The organism is Shewanella sp. c952 (assembly GCF_019654975.1).
In the GTDB taxonomy this organism is placed as follows: domain Bacteria; phylum Pseudomonadota; class Gammaproteobacteria; order Enterobacterales; family Shewanellaceae; genus Shewanella.
Genome location: NZ_BPEW01000004.1, coordinates 1 through 17,745, shown reverse-complemented (window position 1 = coordinate 17,745; position 17,745 = coordinate 1). Strand labels below are relative to the sequence as shown.

Genomic DNA, 17,745 nt, shown 5'->3' with positions numbered 1-17,745 from the left:
ACTGAAGTTCGGCCTTTTTATTTTTACACATTGAGGTTTAAGCGAATACAGCTTGTAGAGGTGGAACGACTTGCTTCTTACGGCTAAGCACACCATCTAACCACACTTTACCGTCGCTAACTGGTTTGTCATAAGCAGATTCAATAATAACAATATCGTCACTGACGATAAGCATTTCAGAACCCTCTTTCATAATGTCTGTAAGTAGCAACAATACGCTGTGGCGGTTCCCTTCAGCTTTTAACGCTGCAATATCAGCAACTAAACCTGCTTTAATTTCATCGAATACCGCTAGGTCAATCACTTCAAGCTGACCAATGCCGACTAGATTGCCATTCATATTGAAATCTTTAAAGTCACGTAGCACTAAATCACGGGCAGGCGTACCTTCTACCGCAGACTTAACTTTAAACATATCCATACCAAGCTCTTTAAAGTCTGCAATGCCAGCGATCTCAGCTAACGCTTCAACACACTTGATATCAGCTGTTGTACAAGTTGGTGATTTGAAAATAACCGTATCACTCAAAATTGCACACATCATAATGCCGGCAATTTCTTTCGGGATCTCAACATTATAAAAGTCATACATCATCTTGATAATGGTGTTACTACAGCCAACTGGACGGATCCAACACTCTAATGGAGTAGAAGTTGTAAGATCACCGAGTTTGTGATGATCAACAATACCGACAATGGTTGCTTCTGCAATATCATCCGGTGCTTGGGTAAGCTCGGAGTGATCAACAATGTAAACTTCTTCACCAGCGTAGCTCATCTTTAGCTCTGGTGCGTCAAAACCGAATTTATCAAGAATAAACGCTGTTTCAGGTGAAAGCTCACCTAAACGAGAAGCAACAGAAGCTTCTCCAATTTGGTTTCTAAGATGTGCTAGTGCGATTGCACCACAAATTGAATCAGAATCTGGGATTTTGTGGCCCACAACATAAACTGGCATAGATAAAGCTCTCCTTTAATTTTCAGTAATTTTACCAAACTTTTTGCCAATGCGGAAATAACTAAAAGGTCGAATGGTGGGGCTTTGCAGCAAGATTGCGTGTTTATGCCACTTTATCGGCTAAATTACCGACAACTGGGGGCATGGCGTATCAAATTAGGTAGATTTGCTGTATAAAGCTTCGTCCTATTAATTTTTCACTCTAGAGCTTGCTACCGATGTCAGATAAATTTTTCTTTAAAGGCCGTAAAACTCCAAAACCAAAACATGAGAGTTATGGTTACAATACTAAACGTGCGGCTAAACTCGGTACCGAAGTTAATCCACTAGTGTTGACGGTACAAACCGAAGACCGTCAAGTAGAGATAATTAAACTTCTCGATGATAATCAATTACTCGGTCAAGTCACTATCGATGCGTCTTTAGAAGAGAACGTTTTTGATTTGATGGGGATCCTTAATAAACCAACAACAACTCGTTTTGAGAAACTGCCGAACAGAAACGAGCCATGCCCTTGTGGCAGTAGCAAGAAGTATAAAAAATGCTGTGGCTAATCGTTGTTTAATGAGTGCACAGATGAGTCACTAATTTATCTCATCTGTGCTTTCTTAATTCTTTACCGCCTACCATTTCCCTACGTATTCTACTGAAAACGCATAACATCAGTTTTAATTGTTATATTTTTAGTCAGTTGTTCAATTTTATATAATGGGAAACCAGTCAATTGTAAACCGTCGAAGCGATCCCGTTTCAGATTTAAATTCTTACGCATCTATTTGTATTATAATAGTAAATTTTTTATCCCTATCGTTTTACATATCAAATTACTCGCATTAGTTTCTATTCGTTACTTTCAAATGTAAATCTATGAAACACAAGTTTACATAATCCAACTGTTACAAATCCTCATATCTATTAACATACAATCAAAATAATATTTGATTGCGTTTGGCATTAGCGTTATTCGCTAAGTATTTTATACGCAAAAAATGAGTGTGTTGTGTTTGCTTCAACAAGAGGATGTGTTTGTGGCTACGAAAAAACAGATAATTTTACCTTTGGTAGTGATTGTAATTGGTATCGCGGGTTTTGCTGGTATGGCGGCATTAAAAAAGCCACCTGAAGAAAAAGAGGAACTGGACACCACTCCTTTGGTTTCGGTTCAAGCTGTAGAGATTAGACCGATGGATTTCTCAGTGAGTTCATACGGTGTGGTTGCTGCTAAGTATGAAACAGAGTTAGTTTCTCAGGTTAATGGTGAAATTGTTTACCTGTCAGAGAAGTTCGTTCGCGGTGGCTTTGTTAAAAAAGGAGATATTTTAGCAAAGATTGATCCTAGTGATTACGACGCAGCACTGATAGATGCACAAGCAAACATGGCTTCGGCACGTGCCACATTGGTACAAGAGAAGGCTTTCGGTAAAGTTGCTGAAGCAGAGTGGAAACGTATAAAAGATGGTGTTCCGACTGAACTTAGTTTGCGTAAGCCGCAACTTGCGCAAGAAATTGCAAAATTAAACTCATCTGAAGCTGGTCTTAAACGTGCTAAACGAAATGTAGAACGTACAGTGATTAAAGCGCCCTACGATTCTCTGATTGAAGCTCGTAATATTGGCTTAGGTTCTTATGTCAGCATGGGCACAAACCTAGGTAAAGTATTGAGTACTGGCAACGCAGAGATCCGCTTACCTATCGCCGATAAAGAGATCCAATTTTTAACGAACAAAGGCAACAACGCTGATGTTATTTTAAAAGGCAATTTTGCTGGCCAGCCACAAGAGTGGAAAGCAAAGATTGTCCGTAGTGAAGGCGTTATTGATAGCCGTAGCCGCATGACTTACTTAGTCGCTGAAGTTGCTGACCCATATGGACTTAAATCAAACAACAATGAACTACGTTACGGTACTTATGTCACCGCGAGTATCGGTGGTGTACATGCAGGCGAAGTGACTAAAGTCGCGAGGCATTTAGTCATTAATGGCCAAGTTGCCGTGCTCGATGATGACAGTAAGCTTAAATATGTAGACGTTAATGTTGTACGCCAAATTGGCTCGCAGGTCATTATCACAGATGGCTTAGATTCGGGCATGAATCTAATTACTTCTGCACTGGATTATCCTATTGAAGGGATGCAACTGGCATTACCAAAAGACAAATCATTAGAAAACGATGATTCCGAAGCACAACCAACGCAAATTGCGATGGAAGAGAAGGAATAATCATGATTGATACTCATAAAGGTATCATTGCTTGGTTTGCTCGCAATAGCGTAGCGGCAAACCTTTTGATGATCATTATTTTGCTTGGCGGACTGTTGACTGCCAATACCATTCGAAAACAATTCTTTCCTGCTGTGGAGATCAACTGGCTTGAGTTTAACGCCGTCTACCCAGGCGCAGCACCTCAAGAAGTAGAAGAAGGGATCACCATTAAGATTGAAGAAGCACTTGAAAGTGTTCAAGGTCTTAAGCGTGTAATTACTTATTCAAACCGTAATGCATCATCTGGTTACTTTAGAATTGAAGACTCCTACGACCCACAAGTGGTGTTGGATGAGGTTAAATCAGAAATTGATTCGATTTCAAGCTTTCCTGATGGCATGGAACGACCTAAAGTTGAACGCATTAAGTTAAGACAAGAAGTTATGTATGTCAGTCTTTATGGCGATCTTAATAAGAGACAGCTTAAAGATTTAGGCGAGAAGATCCATGATGAATTAATGCAATTGCCTTTAGTCAATATTACCGAATTTTACGGTGGACTTGGCTACGAGATTGCCATTGAAGTCAGTAAAGATAGGCTTAGAGAGTTTGGACTAACCTTTAATGACGTTGCGGCTGCAGTTCGTGGATATTCGCGTAATATGTCTGCGGGTCAAATACGCGCCGAAAACGGTTATATTAACTTAAGAGTTCAGAACCAAGCGTATGTGGGTTATGAGTTCGAAAGCTTGCCACTTATTACCCTGCAAGATGGTTCTACCTTGCTCCTTGGTGATGTCGCCACTGTTATTGATGGTTTCCAAGAAGGTATTCAGTACTCTAAGTTTAACGGTAAAAACTCGGTTACCTTTTTCATTGGTGCCGCAAACGATCAGAGTTTGACCGACGTAGCCAAAGTCGTGAAGGGCTATATCGCTGACAAGCAACAAGTGTTACCTGAAGGCGTTAAGCTAGAGCCGTGGGTAGATATGACCTACTACCTTGAAGGTCGTCTAAACCTGATGCTTGATAGCATGAAAAGTGGAGCGGTTTTAGTATTCATTCTACTCGCCTTATTTTTACGAGTTAGATTGGCATTTTGGGTAATGATGGGTTTACCTGTCTGTTTCTTAGGAACCTTGTTGTTTATGCCTATGGGCATGATCGACGTGACGATTAACGTCATTAGTTTATTCGCCTTCATTTTAGTGCTCGGTATTGTTGTCGATGATGCCATTGTAATGGGCGAAAGTGCCCATGCAGAGTGTGAAGAGAAAGGTCAAAACATTGATAACGTTATTAGAGGTGTTAAACGGGTGGCGATGCCTGCAACCTTTGGTGTTTTGACTACAATTGCAGCCTTCTTACCGATTACACTGGATGACGGCCCCTCCTCCGCCTTTGGTCAAGCAATCGGTTTTGTAGTGATTCTGTGTTTATTGTTCTCACTGGTCGAATCAAAATTAATTCTACCTGCGCATTTAGCACGTATGAAGCAACCAAAAGTGGTGCAACCTGGTTCTAAAAACCCATTAGATTGGTTGCGCAATGTGGTTAACTTTTTACAGTCTAAAGTCGATAACGGATTGAAGATATTAATTAGCCAGTATTACCGCCCTTCATTAGAGGTTGCAGTAAAGTATCGCTATACGGTGATCATGATTTTTATCAGTCTTATTATGATCTGTGCGGGTTTGTATGCTGGTGGTCTAGTTCGCTTTATTGGTCAACCTAAAATCCCTCATGATTTTCCGCGGATCAACTTTGAGATGAATATCGATGCTTCAGAGAATGCAACGTTAAGTGCCGCACTGGCAATTGAGCAAGCATTACGTGGCGTTGATGATGATATTGAAGCTCAGTATGGTCAGAAAATGATTTCTGACATGCAGGTTGAGCTACGAGGTCGTACTTCAGCTCAGGTAATGACTAAGTTAGTTGACCCTGAGCTGCGTCCGATGGACACCTTTGCCGTTGCTGAATTGTGGCGTCAAAGCATGCCGCTGATCCCTGGAATGAAGTCATTCACCATACAGGACAACTTATTTGGTGGGGGCAGAGATGACGGAGACATTAGCTTTAGACTGGAAGGTAAGGACGATATTCAGCTAGTTGCCGCGGCTAAAGAGTTAAAAGCAAAGCTTAATACTTTAAAGGGTGTGGGTGATGTTAACGATAGCCGTCAATCGAGTGCCAAAGAGGTCCAGTTTGAGCTTAAGCCTTTAGCAAACAGCTTAGGGTTAACCTTAGCTGATATCGCAAGCCAAGTAGGTAACGGCTTTTATGGCCTTGAAGCTCAGCGTATATTGCGTAACGGCGAAGAGATCAAAGTGATGTTGCGCTACCCCGAAGAGCAGCGTAACTCAATTGCTCAAGTGTCTGATGTATTGATCAAGACTCCTCAAGGGGCTGAAATACCACTTTCAGAGGTAGCAAAGATCATTATAACCGATGGTGTAAACAGCATCCGTCGTGAAAATGGTAACCGAACCATCAATGTTTGGGGCTCTGTCGATGCAGATCAAGCCGAACCATTTAAACTTGCTAAGGATATTAGAGATAACTTCTTACCTGAGTTACTGACTAAGTATCCAAGGGTTAAAAGTGAAGTTTCAGGCAACATTCAAGAGCAACTTGATAGTGCCGATACCCAGCTAAGAGATTTCCTTATCTCGATGCTAGTTATCTATAGCCTACTCGCTGTGCCGCTCAAGTCATATGCACAACCAATAATGATTATGTCGGTGATCCCATTTGGCGTAATTGGTTCAGTGTTAGGCCATATGTTGTTAGGCCTAGATCTTAGTGCCCTTTCAGTATTCGGTATTATCGCAGCGGCTGGTGTTGTGGTTAACGACTCCTTAGTGATGGTTGATTACATCAATAAATCGCGAGAATCTGGCATACCGATGAAGCGTTCCGTGCTAGAAGCGGGTTGCAGACGTTTTAGAGCGATTTTGCTCACTTCGTTAACAACCTTTATCGGGCTGGTACCGATTATGGCTGAGACAAGCATGCAAGCACAAATGGTTATCCCAATGGCTGTATCACTCGCGTTTGGTGTTCTATTTGCGACGGTAGTGACCTTGGTACTCATTCCATGCCTTTACGTCACTATTGAAGACTTAAAGCGCATCGTCGGGAGTAAATCTCGTGTTGAGGAGCCAACTGAGTCGGATACATTCTCCGAGCCTGTTTTACAAAATAAGTTAGTTTCTGAACAGAGCTAAACAAACCTATTGTTGATGTAGCTTTCAAAAGCCAGTTGTTATCGCAGCTGGCTTTTTTGTTGGATAATAAACGAGGTTACCAGTCCAAGAATCATTTCCTTGGCTTTTGGCTAGAGGATAGCGTAGACAGCTGACCGTGAAATATGCGTCCGGTGAATATTGCAGCTAAGGTAGTTTTACTTTCCAAATTGGCAAGTGATCTTGCCTCCCTGGTCATTTAAAAGTGTTTTGCTCGAGTCGTTAGTGATGTAACCAGAAGCCATTACTGGCGCACTGCAATACCGTCAACTTATTCGCTGACGATTACAGAAGACAAACAGATGTTCATTACATGGTTCTTGCTGTAACTCGTAGGCAACGCCATCTATCGATTTACGCATATCTGAGATGCCACAGTTCAAAGTGACATCAAACTTAGTGTTGTTGCCAAACATATTGTTCCCCGGTCAATTAAGACGAACAATAATGGTTGCTGTCAACTAAGTTATAAAGGTGTGCTTTGGCAGCACGGTAACTTATAAACTAACGTTAAATTTATCACTAGGTAACATTAGCAAAGGTGAAACCCTAACTATGACTAAAAATGACCAAGTAGAATTAAGCACCGAGATAGGACCTAACTGGTTCGCAGCGGTTATGGGCACCGGTATTATTGCCAATGCACTGGCGACCTTGCCGTACATAGGGAAGCAATTAGTAAACGTAGGGATCGCTATTTGGTTATTGGCATTTTCGATGCTCATCGTCATGGTGTTACTGAAAGTCTTTCAAGCAATAGTCAAACCTCATATCATAAAACGTCAATTGAATGATCCCATCATGGCACAGTTTTTCGGCGCGCCTCCAATGGCATTATTAACAGTGGCTGGCGGCACCATCTTATATGGCAACCATCTTTTATCAGAGCCGACAACATTAACGATAGCGTGGGTACTATGGGGATTCGGCACGTTGAGTGGCCTTATCGTCTCCGTTGCCATTCCCTACCGTTTATTCACTCACTATGAAGTACGTGATGATGGCGCTTTTGGTGGCTGGCTGATGCCCGTCGTACCACCTATGGTGTCTGCTGCGATAGGGGCAATGCTTATTCCTTATATAGCCAACCCAGAGATACAGCGATTAATGCTTTACGGTTGCTATGCCATGTTTGGGGTGAGTTTGTTTAGTGCATTCATTATCATCACACTGATCTGGAGTCGCTTAGCGCATTCCGGTACTTCTGGTGGCCCTCGAGTACCCACACTTTGGATAGTATTAGGGCCGCTAGGACAGTCGATTACTGCGGCGGGTTTGTTAGGTACAGCTGCATTACTTGTTGTTGAAGGCCCTATTGGCGATAGTATGAACAATATGGCGATTATTTATGGTGTGCCGATTTGGGGGTTCGCCTTTTTTTGGTCAATATTAGTAAGCCTAATCACCTTACGCACACTGCGTAATAAGATGCCTTTTGCGTTAACGTGGTGGGCATTCACCTTCCCCGTCGGCACTTGCGTAACCGGGACGATTCAGCTGGCAATCCATACCGATTTGGATGTGTTCCGCTGGGCTGCCGTCATTTTATTTATAGGCCTATTTATTTCTTGGATCGTTGCAGCTGTAGGCACTATCAAAGGAATAAAACAGGGACATATTATTAAAAATTCAATAACACCAGTTCATGCGGTATCGAAAAAAGGTAAATAAGTAAGGGCTATTCATTGACTCCTTATGCCATCATCCTGAATGCGATTTAAATCAGCACTTAGCGTTAAAAATTTGCAGTGATATCTTCAACAACACTCCAAAAATAATAACTATCGGTGGCATAGTTATTATTTTAGTCATTATTTTAGTTATTACTTTGGTAAGCGGCGTAACCATCGACTTGTAGAGTTCCCTAAAACACTTTTGCTCTGTAGCAAGAAAACAATTTACACAGGTCCCCGCGAGGCTACCACCTTGATAGTCGTACAGAACAATTCTGTCTAAATTACTGAACTCGAGGCGCTTGTACCAAAGCGCAAAGCCGATACTATCCCAGTACAGGATTTTTAATTTATCACGGCCTATATTACAAAAGACAAACACACTGCCGTCAGTGGCCTCTACGGCAGCTGTTGCTCAACAGTAATGGCCAAGCTATTTATCGACTTGTGATAATCCACGGGCTCTCGATGTCGATAAATACGGGGGAGCAGCTTAAACATCAACATGTTTGTAGGCCTTTTATTATCTCAAGTAGGTAATTTTCTAGCAACGAGCTAGGGAGAGTCCATAAGCCTGTTTGATGCTGTATACAGATAACTTGTTCTTAAAAGAAGATAGCAGACTCTGAGCAATAGGAACCCTTAGGGTTCTTTTCTGACACATACGAAAAAGGGCTACCATTGCTGGTAGCCCTTCATCTTAATGTGGCGGAGAGATAGGGATTTGAACCCTAGATGGGCTACAAACCCATGCCGGTTTTCAAGACCGGTGCATTCGACCACTCTGCCATCTCTCCGAACGCCGCGAATAATATAGCGCTCTATTAATCTTGTAAAGACTTAATTGTAAGATTTGTTCCTAGTTGGTCAAATAGAGCACAAACAGGCTATTTTTCTTCTTTACTGGCACCGATGCGGGCAGGATCTGGGAATACAAAGTTTTCATTAACTTCATTCCAGTTTTTGAAATTGCGTAGCTTAAATCCAGCGAACACAATAAATGAACACAGCATAATGCCCCAACCTATCGCCATCTCGCCTTTACTCACCCACATAGCGACTAGGCTTGATGCACCAAACGACAAACTAATTTGGATAAAATTCTGTAAGCCCGCAGCTTTTGCAGCGTTTTTCGGGAACTGCTGGAGCGCACTATTAACGACTATTGGATAAATAGCACCATTACAGGCAGCAAGTATCGAGAAAGCTGTGAGCAGTGGGAATATCGACAGACCTTTAACTAGGATAGTTACGATAACAATAGCCAATACGCACAAGCCGAATAGACTTAACAGCACTTTCAGTGCGGTTTCAGTACCGGTCTTACGAATAAGCGTTTTACTTGCATAACCACCAAGAATGAACATGATTGTTTGCGGGATAAAGCTTAAGCCAATCGCAGTTGCATCATAGCCATGTTGCTCCATAACCATTGGCCAAACCGTTAGATAAGAAAAGAAAGCACCTGAACATGCGCCAAAAATAACCACGTTTCCTAAATAACCAGTGTTTTTCAGTATAGATAGGTAGCTAATATCACTTTTTTCGACATTGGTTTGTTTAACTTCTTTTGGAACAAAACTAAAAGTTAGCGCGATCATTGCTACCGCTAAACAGGTCAAGGTAATGAAGATACTTTCCCAACCGTATGACTCGAGTATAAATGCACCTAAGATTGGCGCCAGCGCTGGTGATAGTGCCACTAAAGGCATAATGTTAGAAAATACACTCTGCGCTTTTGTCGCGTCATATTTTTCAATGACGATAGCTTGCCAAATAACACCCGCTGAACAAGCACCAATCGCCTGCATAAAACGTGAGATATTGAAAACTAACATTGAGTCACTCGTTGCCAAAGAGATACTGGCCAATGTAAAAACCGTTAGACCAAAGATTAGCGCGTTACGTTTGCCAAAACGTTCTACAATTGGACCATAAATTAATTGTCCTAGCGCTAGACCTGCTAAGAAGAATGTTAACGACATTGCCACTTGTGAAGGCGATGTTGCCATTGTGTCTTCAATTGCTTTGAATGCAGGCAAGTACATATCGGTTGCAATAAAGCCAAGCATACTTAGCAACGCTAGGTAGGTAAGAAACAGATAGTATTTAACATTCATTAGAGATTTCATAAGTAATAAAACAGAATTAGATAAATTAGGCTGCGGAGTGTAAACACTTGCTAAATCGCTGTGAAACGTTTATTTTTCACATTAGCCATCAAAAATAATCACAGCAGGATGTGAGCTATGCTATCTGAACAATCTATGCAGCTAATTGATATGGTTGCCCGTGTGGGGAGCTTTACCGCTGCCGCCAATAAATTGCATAAAGTACCTTCAGCTGTCAGCTATGCAGTTAAACAAATTGAAGAAGAACTTGGTGTAGTGCTTTTTATTCGTCACCATCGAAGCGTTAGCTTGACTCCGGCGGGCGAACATTTCGTCAAGCAATCACGCACTTTACTGACCGAGATGGAGGCGATGCGCTCTGATACTGTTAGAGTCGCTAATGGCTGGCAACCTACCCTCGCTATTGCGTTAGATAATATTGTTAGAGCCGATAAGATCAGCAACTTAATTGCAGATTTCTACCGAACCTTCGACAATGTAGAGCTTATCATCCGCATCGAGGTCTTTAATGGCGTATGGGAGTCGATTGCAACTGGGCGAAGTGATATTGCCATTGGTGCGACAACTGCCATTCCAGTCGGTGGTGAATATCACTTTAGAGATATGGGGGAAATTGATTGGTGTTTCTTGGTCGGTAAAAACCACCCACTTGCGAGTGTTGATAGACCATTGACCGATGATGAAGTACGCCAATACCCCTCTATCTGCCTAGAAGATACTTCCCGCGAGATCCCCAAGCGTATGACTTGGTTACTTGAGAACCAAAGGCGTTTAGTGGTACCAGATTGGATCCGTGCGATAAATTGTTTCCGTGACGGACTGGGTATCGGTTATATGCCGGCTCATTTTGCTTCGCCTTTTATTAAGACTGGTGCATTGGTTGAGAAGCAGCTTGAACATTCTAAGAAGAAAAGCCCCTGCTGTTTAGCTTGGAACGCATCGAACAAGTCACCTGCAATGGCCTGGGTACTCGATTATTTAGGTGATACAGAGAAACTTCAAAAGGATTGGCTAGACTGAAATTAATCAACTTGTGGTATGTAACGCTGCTTATGACACAGATATACCTGCCATTAGCTTTATCACACGCTAAAGCTAATGTATGATTCAATAACTTAACGAGCAATTTGAGGCTTATTAAGAAAATCGGGAACTACCCGGTTAATTAAGGCTCAAATATACAGCTTGAGCATTTGTCTTCGGAGAAAGAAATGAGAGATATGACACAACAAACCGCTTACGGTCAATCGACTGTAGAGGTTAATAAACTACTTAAAAACACGTACATGCTACTTTCAATGACATTGGCATTCTCTGCGGTATGTGCAGGTTTAGCCATGGCATTAGCAATTAGCCCTATGATGTCTTTAGGTTTATCGATTGGTAGCTTGGTACTGTTGTTCGTGACATTACGCAAAGCTGAGTCAAGTGCAGGGATCTTTTGGGTATTCGCTTTCACTGGTATGCAAGGTGCATCGCTAGGTTATATCCTGAACCATTATGCAGGTATGGCTAACGGCCCACAGCTTATTATGCAGGCACTAGGCTTAACATCAGTAATCTTCGTAGCCCTTTCAGGTTATGCTGTAACCACTAAGAAAGATTTCTCTTTCATGCGTGGTTTCTTAATCGCTGGTTTAGTGATTATGGTTGTCGGTTTACTGGTTAACTTGTTCCTAGGTAACGGCATGGTGTTCATGGCGCTTAATGCAGGTATTGCATTATTGATGACCGGGTTCATCCTTTATGACACGAGCAAAATCGTAAATGGTGGCGAAACCAACTACATTCGCGCAACCATCTCTTTGTACTTAGATTTCCTTAACCTATTCGTGGCGCTGCTACATTTAATGGGTATGGGCAACGATGACTAATTCCAATTAATTTTAATTGAGTTAAAATGGTCCTACTTAAGGGCCATTTTTTTTATCATGAGCAAATTTATTATCCAGGTTAACTCCCCTGCTTACGGCAGTGCATCGAGTTATAATGCCTATCGCTTTACCGAAGCCGCGGTACAAAACGGGCACCTTATTGATAAAGTCTTTTTCTATCAAGACGGCGTTCTCAATACCAATAGCCTTAATAGTCCTGCTAGTGACGAGTTTGATCTTCAGAAAGCTTGGCTATCTCTCAGCGAACAATACAAGTTCCCCTTAGTTAATTGTGTCTCAGCGGCACTGCGTCGTGGAGTGCTGTCTGTTAGCGAAGCAAAAGAAAACAACACTGGGAATTGGAATATGGAGCCGCCGTTTATAATGGGCGGCTTGGGTGAGCTTGTTACCGGTATTGAGTCTGCTGATCGATTGGTTAGCTTTTAAGGCTGTAAAGGAGTAGAAGTTGAAGAAACTTTGTATTGTATTCAGTCAAGGCCCCCACGGTAATGCTAAAGGCCGCGAAGCACTTGATCTCGCTTTACTCAGTGCAAGCTTTGAGCAAGAAGTTAGCTTAGTTTTTACTGATGAAGGGATCTTAAACTTGTTAAAGCACCAATCTCCAGAGACAGTCGGTGCTAAAGATTATATCGCCACTTTTGGCGCTCTCCCCTTATATGATGTAGAGACTATTCTTGTCTGTGAGGCTGCTATGGAAGAATTAGAGCTTACAGAGCACGATATCAAGCTGGAGGTTCAGTTTAGCTCGTCACAGGCGATTACTGAGCATTTTAACCATGTTGATGAGGTCTTGGTATTCTAATGATATTGCATCATATACAAGCGTCCGCTACGCAAAGTGCTGCGCTTAAACTCTGTTTACGCTATATAAACAGCACTGATAGCATATTGCTGTCGTCTAACGCGGTTAATTGTTTGTTAAACAAAGAGTGGCAATCACGCTTAAGCGGGTACAACATCCTAGTACTGCAAGATGATGTTATTGCACGTGGTTTACAATCACGCTTAAGTGCATTCAAAATGATTAGTTACGCAGATTTTGTTGCGCTGACCCTAACCCATAACAAAGTGATTAGCTGGTAGAAATGATTGAATTTAACGGACAAAAAATAGAGACAGATCATCAAGGTTACTTAAAAGTTGTCAGTGATTGGAGCCCAGAACTTGCGCTCATAATCGCTAAAGAAGAAGAGATAGAACTTACCGATGCACATTGGGAAGTGATTAATTTTGTGCGTAATTTTTATCTTGAATTTAAAACAAGCCCTGCCATTCGCGTACTCGTAAAAGCGATTGGACAGAGCTTAGGTGCAGACAAAGGCAATTCAAAATATCTTTATACCTTGTTTCCAGTAGGGCCGGCCAAGCAAGCGACAAAAATCGCCGGTTTACCCAAGCCAGCAAAATGTATTTAGTGGCTTGAACCACTATACACCTCACAAAGCCAACGAGCTTAAAGTTTATACAGATGTAAACTACTGAATAAATAGTTTTTTAATGAAGTTCAGCTACGAATTAACATGAAGTCTTTAATCAAAAATTACTACTAGCCGCTAAAAATTAGCGTTAGTACAGTATTGGTATAGACCTCTCGTATAATCATTATTTGATACTTCGAGCCTCATATTTTATAGCCTTAAAAACGAAAAGCCTGCATTTAATGCAGGCTTAGTTTCAGAGCAATATAAGTCGATAAAATAAAAATATGCTTATAGGTAAACCTTGTAGTTAAACCAAACGCGTGTTTCGTCAATATCAAAACTTGTACTTGCAGATTCCATATTACCGTAGGTATTTTCAATTTTAATCTGTCCCCAACGAGTTTTGTCTGCGCTAAGCGGTGTAGCTGCCATCAAGGTTGTTTTTACTGTTGAGGTTTCAATATCACCACTTAGGTAGGTGAATTCTGGATACAATGCTAAGAAAGTACCATCGTCACCCGTTTTCCAAACGGCATAAGCAGCCCCCATGCCGCCAACAATGCTGTTGTCTGTTACATTAAAGTTATTGGTTGCCGTGTCTGAATATTCACCAGTTAGGACACCAACTCGAGCAAATATTGATAACGATTCGATAGGTGTTCGGAAGATAGCAATCGCACCAAGTGCCGCTGTGGTTGCAGTTTCATTGTCAATAATGTCGAGTGATACTGCAATTCGTGGTGTCACTGCACTGTCGATATTGAAGACATGGAAGTACTGCATCCTGCTATCACTGTACTCTCCGTCCTTATTCAAGGTTGCTTCAAGAGATACCATTGATTCCATGCCATTTTCATATTGATATGAAACTGATCCGGAAGCTTTTACATCACCTTTGTTACTGGCTCCCACGTAAAAGTTTGAATAAGCCCTAGTCATATCTGATGCGTCTAGATCTTTGCTTTGCGTGTCGTCTGCAGCGTAAACATTTGAAATTAGCGTGCTACTGATTAATGCTGTTAATACCATTTTGTTGAAGTTGTTCATTGTTAATTCACCAAGTTGTTTGAATGAGGCCATTCTATGAGTGAATAACAAAGCGAGTTAATCGCTTATGATGGATCAAACCCTCCATAACCGGCTTATGGGTTATTGAAGTTTCAGCTAAGATTAATTTCGCTAATATTCCAAGTGAAATTAGAAAACGAGCCGTAACGATAGACAATAAAAGAAATAGAAATACAAGCGAACATCAGTGCTTGCTACGCCAAATACCTCCCCTTTAGTTTAAAAACTCCTTAAGGCTTAGTCCTTTCAACTTCAAGGTGACGCTGCAACTATTGTAGCCTCTAAAGACTGATTGAGTGACTGACCTGATTTTGAAGGTTAGATGGGAATACCTACCAAAAAAATCACAAAGGCAAAGGTCGTTGTGAACTATTTATATACTATATTGAACGGCACAATATTTAGGTAACGGACTCACGGTTCTACCATTTAGCCCACAGTGAAACACACTTAAATAGCGACATCCAAATAGTCAATTTGAGCAGCAGAAGTTCAACTAAAAGGAGGATAGAAACTAAACGTCGGTGACTATAGTCAACTTTTGAAGGATGAGGTCCTGCAAAAGCGATTCGTTCATTACACTTTTTTCAACAATACTAGGCTCATCAAAAAAAACACCGACTTATTATCGACACAAAGGAACATTGTTATGACAAAACAATCAAAAATATTTACCAGTATCGCCTCTGCTTTGGCATTAACGGCTAGCGTTGTCGCTTGGGCTGATGAGCAGGACTTTAGTTCAATGCAAATGCAAGGCATTGAAAAAGTTGAGGTACAGGTTGACCTAGAAGGTGCAACACAACGTCTATCCAAAGCGGTTCAGTTTAAAACTATTTCAAACCAGGATCGCAGTGACTTTGATGAACAAGCTTTCAAAGACTATCACCAGTTCCTTGAAGAATCGTACCCTTTGGTTCATAAAACACTAAAACGTGAAGAAGTGGGCGACCCTCGTCCATTTAGCTTGATTTACACCTGGGAAGGAAAAGACCCATCACTGCCACCTGCAATCTTTATGGCGCACCAAGATGTGGTTCCTATTGCAGAAGAGTCTCGTGACCAATGGGAAGTTGAACCTTTCTCTGGTGATGTGAAAGATGGCTATATCTGGGGGCGCGGTTCTTTAGATGATAAAAACCAAATTCATGCGATCCTTGAAGCAACAGAAATGAAACTGAAAGAAGGCTTCCAACCAGACCGCACTATTCTATTTGTATTTGGTCATGATGAAGAAGTCGGCGGCCCTGAAGGCGCAAAACACGCTGCTGACATTATTGAGCAACGTTACGATAAAATAGCTTTTGTAATGGATGAGTCAGCACCACTTATTCCGGGTGTTTTCCCTGGTATACGCGAAAACACTGCCTTGATCGGCATTGCTCAAAAAGGCTTTGTCAGTTTAGAAATTGCCATTAATGGTGTCGGTGGGCACTCATCACAACCCGGTGACGAGTCAAACATTGTGGCATTAGCTAAAGCAGTCGAAAAAGTTGAGGCCGCACAGTTCCCGTATAAGATACACGAAGCGGTTCGTTATCAGTATCGCTTTATGGGGCCAGAGCTAGCAGAAGAACAGCAACCTCTTTATAAAGCCGTTGCTTATGGTAATGATGATACCGTGACTGATTTAGAAGAAAAATTCCTAGAGGCCATGGCGACCAATCAAATTACCCGTGCAATGATCCACACAACGACAGCTGTCACCATGTTTAACGCCGGTGTTAAGGATAATGTATTACCACCTGCCGCTACTGCAGTTGTAAACTTTAGACCGATGCCAGGTGATACACCTGAAGTGATTATTGAGCATGTAAGAAAAGCGATTGGTGATGACAGAATAACCATCCGTGATATCTCAGCATCAACCCCTGCGACTAACGTGGCAGATCCGCACGGTGAAGGATACAAAATATTGGAGAAAACCATTCGCCAAACCTGGGGCAATGATTTAATCGTATCACCTTTCTTTGTGATTGGCGGTTCAGATTCAAAGCATTTTCAAGCACGTAGCTTCGCACCAGACGTGTACACAATGACTGCAATCCAGCTAGAAAGCACCAAAGAGTTTGAAGGTTTTCACGGTGTTAATGAACGTATTCTGGTAGACGAATACGGACGTTCAATCGGTTTCTTTTACCAACTGATGGACAACCTAGATAAACTTTAATCCTCACGAGGCCACGGCATGCTGTGGCCTATTCTATCAACAGTCCACCGGCTTTTATAACCTTAGTTAATACCTCTTGAGAATATAAAAATGAAACACTTACTCTTAATAATTGCGGTAACCTTTACCCAATCAGCGCTTGCCTCTGAAACCATAACCTGGCAATCATTAAAGCCTTTGACGACACAATATCAAGCGATATCGCCAGCGAATAAAGCGCTAATTAACGAGATTTATGCTTATGAGGTTGCGCAAGAAACGCGTCAGTTAAGCCGGGCAGAAATGGAGGGTTACAACCAACGTGTTCTGTTAGCGCAAAAGTTTAATTTGAACGTACGAGAGTTGCTTGAGCAAAGAGCGTACAGTGAGGTAGAAGCACATAATACCGTCAGCGAACTGTCTGTAGAAAACATAAGACTGACAGGTTATTTAGTCCCGCTGGCATTTAAAAATAAAACAGGAACGCAGTTTGTGTTAGTGCCAACAGCAGGAGCTTGCACCCATACAGCCCCTGCGCCTTCGAGCCAAACCGTACTAGTCAATTTTCCTCGAGGATATGAACTACCAAGCTTATATACACGAGTGTGGGTAAAAGGTGATATTAAGGCTTATTCGCAGATGACATCTATCGCATTGTCAGATGGAAACCAAGCTGTTGAGACTGGATATATGATCCAAGCTACAGCAATTAAAACTATTAATAAACTGCTTTAATTGAAATATTTTTGTGAAGGCAACTATCCTCTTTTTTATTTGTTCACTATTCGGTAAGTCATGAAGGATAACCATTTGCTGCCGACATATTTAACAATAATTGATAGTAAGAACAGAAAGGTGTTGTTATGGCCGAAATTAAGATACAAAAAAGCCCCAACTTTCGTTGAGGCTTATTGTAATTCTCTTGCGAGAATGTTTGGTACCCGAGGCCGGACTTGAACCGGCACGCCTATTAAGCGAGGGATTTTAAATCCCTTGTGTC

At 41.7% G+C, this 17,745-nt stretch carries 16 protein-coding genes, 1 tRNA gene and 1 pseudogene; 12 read left to right on the top strand and 6 right to left on the bottom strand.

The window, feature by feature from the left end; translation table 11 throughout:
- Nucleotides 1-37 precede the first annotated feature (37 nt).
- Nucleotides 38-958 (bottom strand): manganese-dependent inorganic pyrophosphatase, encoded by a 921-nt coding sequence (locus K5R16_RS04490; RefSeq protein WP_220736348.1) that lies wholly within the window; start codon nucleotides 956-958, stop codon nucleotides 38-40.
- Between the two features lie 218 nt (nucleotides 959-1,176).
- On the opposite strand from K5R16_RS04490, the gene K5R16_RS04485 reads away from it, so the two are divergent.
- The 3 genes from K5R16_RS04485 to K5R16_RS04475 all read left to right on the top strand — a co-directional run bounded on the left by K5R16_RS04485 (nucleotide 1,177) and on the right by K5R16_RS04475 (nucleotide 6,389).
- Nucleotides 1,177-1,512, top strand: a complete 336-nt coding sequence (locus K5R16_RS04485) for a PBPRA1643 family SWIM/SEC-C metal-binding motif protein (protein WP_220736347.1) — start codon at nucleotides 1,177-1,179, stop codon at nucleotides 1,510-1,512.
- 474 nt (nucleotides 1,513-1,986) lie between these two features.
- Nucleotides 1,987-3,177: an efflux RND transporter periplasmic adaptor subunit gene (locus K5R16_RS04480; protein ID WP_220736346.1), complete on the top strand. Its 1,191-nt coding sequence runs from the start codon at nucleotides 1,987-1,989 to the stop codon at nucleotides 3,175-3,177.
- Nucleotides 3,178-3,179: 2 nt separating this feature from the next.
- A complete protein-coding gene (locus tag K5R16_RS04475; RefSeq protein WP_220736345.1) occupies nucleotides 3,180-6,389 on the top strand; it encodes an efflux RND transporter permease subunit in 3,210 nt (1,069 codons plus the stop codon).
- A 284-nt stretch (nucleotides 6,390-6,673) separates the two neighbouring features.
- Here the strand turns inward: K5R16_RS04475 and tnpB (K5R16_RS04470) are convergent, their stop codons facing one another.
- Entirely contained in the window at nucleotides 6,674-6,823 is a 150-nt protein-coding gene (gene tnpB, locus K5R16_RS04470) for an IS66 family insertion sequence element accessory protein TnpB (RefSeq protein ID WP_220736344.1), read from the bottom strand.
- 139 nt (nucleotides 6,824-6,962) lie between these two features.
- On the opposite strand from tnpB (K5R16_RS04470), the gene K5R16_RS04465 reads away from it, so the two are divergent.
- The gene (locus tag K5R16_RS04465; RefSeq protein ID WP_220736343.1) at nucleotides 6,963-8,078 is read left to right on the top strand and encodes a TDT family transporter; all 1,116 of its coding nucleotides are present in this window, start codon (nucleotides 6,963-6,965) and stop codon (nucleotides 8,076-8,078) included.
- Nucleotides 8,079-8,129: 51 nt separating this feature from the next.
- On the opposite strand, the pseudogene tnpB (K5R16_RS22675) reads toward K5R16_RS04465, so the two are convergent.
- The 3 genes and pseudogenes from tnpB (K5R16_RS22675) to punC all read right to left on the bottom strand — a co-directional run.
- A pseudogene (tnpB, locus tag K5R16_RS22675) lies at nucleotides 8,130-8,471 on the bottom strand (IS66 family insertion sequence element accessory protein TnpB); the annotation flags it as partial.
- A gap of 315 nt (nucleotides 8,472-8,786) precedes the next feature.
- Nucleotides 8,787-8,877, bottom strand: a tRNA-Ser gene (locus K5R16_RS04455).
- Nucleotides 8,878-8,967: 90 nt separating this feature from the next.
- On the bottom strand, nucleotides 8,968-10,212 hold the full coding sequence (gene punC, locus K5R16_RS04450) for a purine nucleoside transporter PunC (protein WP_220736341.1): 1,245 nt from the start codon (nucleotides 10,210-10,212) through the stop codon (nucleotides 8,968-8,970).
- A 117-nt stretch (nucleotides 10,213-10,329) separates the two neighbouring features.
- Between punC and punR the strand changes: the two genes are divergently transcribed.
- From punR to K5R16_RS04420, 6 genes are all read left to right on the top strand, one after another.
- Nucleotides 10,330-11,232 (top strand): DNA-binding transcriptional activator PunR, encoded by a 903-nt coding sequence (gene punR / locus K5R16_RS04445; RefSeq protein ID WP_220736340.1) that lies wholly within the window; start codon nucleotides 10,330-10,332, stop codon nucleotides 11,230-11,232.
- Nucleotides 11,233-11,432: 200 nt separating this feature from the next.
- Nucleotides 11,433-12,086, top strand: a complete 654-nt coding sequence (locus K5R16_RS04440; protein ID WP_220736505.1) for a Bax inhibitor-1/YccA family protein — start codon at nucleotides 11,433-11,435, stop codon at nucleotides 12,084-12,086.
- A 57-nt stretch (nucleotides 12,087-12,143) separates the two neighbouring features.
- On the top strand, nucleotides 12,144-12,533 hold the full coding sequence (gene tusD / locus K5R16_RS04435; RefSeq protein WP_220736339.1) for a sulfurtransferase complex subunit TusD: 390 nt from the start codon (nucleotides 12,144-12,146) through the stop codon (nucleotides 12,531-12,533).
- 19 nt (nucleotides 12,534-12,552) lie between these two features.
- Nucleotides 12,553-12,909, top strand: coding sequence for a sulfurtransferase complex subunit TusC (gene tusC, locus K5R16_RS04430; RefSeq protein WP_220736338.1), 357 nt, complete (start codon nucleotides 12,553-12,555; stop codon nucleotides 12,907-12,909).
- On the top strand, nucleotides 12,909-13,190 hold the full coding sequence (tusB, locus tag K5R16_RS04425; RefSeq protein ID WP_220736337.1) for a sulfurtransferase complex subunit TusB: 282 nt from the start codon (nucleotides 12,909-12,911) through the stop codon (nucleotides 13,188-13,190). The genes tusC and tusB overlap by 1 nt, the downstream gene beginning before the upstream one ends.
- Nucleotides 13,191-13,192: 2 nt before the next feature.
- On the top strand, nucleotides 13,193-13,522 hold the full coding sequence (locus K5R16_RS04420; protein WP_374758377.1) for a TusE/DsrC/DsvC family sulfur relay protein: 330 nt from the start codon (nucleotides 13,193-13,195) through the stop codon (nucleotides 13,520-13,522).
- Between the two features lie 294 nt (nucleotides 13,523-13,816).
- Here the strand turns inward: K5R16_RS04420 and K5R16_RS04415 are convergent, their stop codons facing one another.
- Nucleotides 13,817-14,575 (bottom strand): hypothetical protein, encoded by a 759-nt coding sequence (locus K5R16_RS04415; protein WP_220736336.1) that lies wholly within the window; start codon nucleotides 14,573-14,575, stop codon nucleotides 13,817-13,819.
- A 670-nt stretch (nucleotides 14,576-15,245) separates the two neighbouring features.
- Between K5R16_RS04415 and K5R16_RS04410 the strand changes: the two genes are divergently transcribed.
- Nucleotides 15,246-16,766 carry a M20 family peptidase gene (locus K5R16_RS04410; protein ID WP_220736335.1) on the top strand — a complete coding sequence of 507 codons (1,521 nt, stop codon included), beginning with the start codon at nucleotides 15,246-15,248 and terminating at the stop codon, nucleotides 16,764-16,766.
- 90 nt (nucleotides 16,767-16,856) lie between these two features.
- Nucleotides 16,857-17,480 (top strand): DUF3299 domain-containing protein, encoded by a 624-nt coding sequence (locus K5R16_RS04405; protein ID WP_220736334.1) that lies wholly within the window; start codon nucleotides 16,857-16,859, stop codon nucleotides 17,478-17,480.
- Nucleotides 17,481-17,745 lie beyond the last annotated feature (265 nt).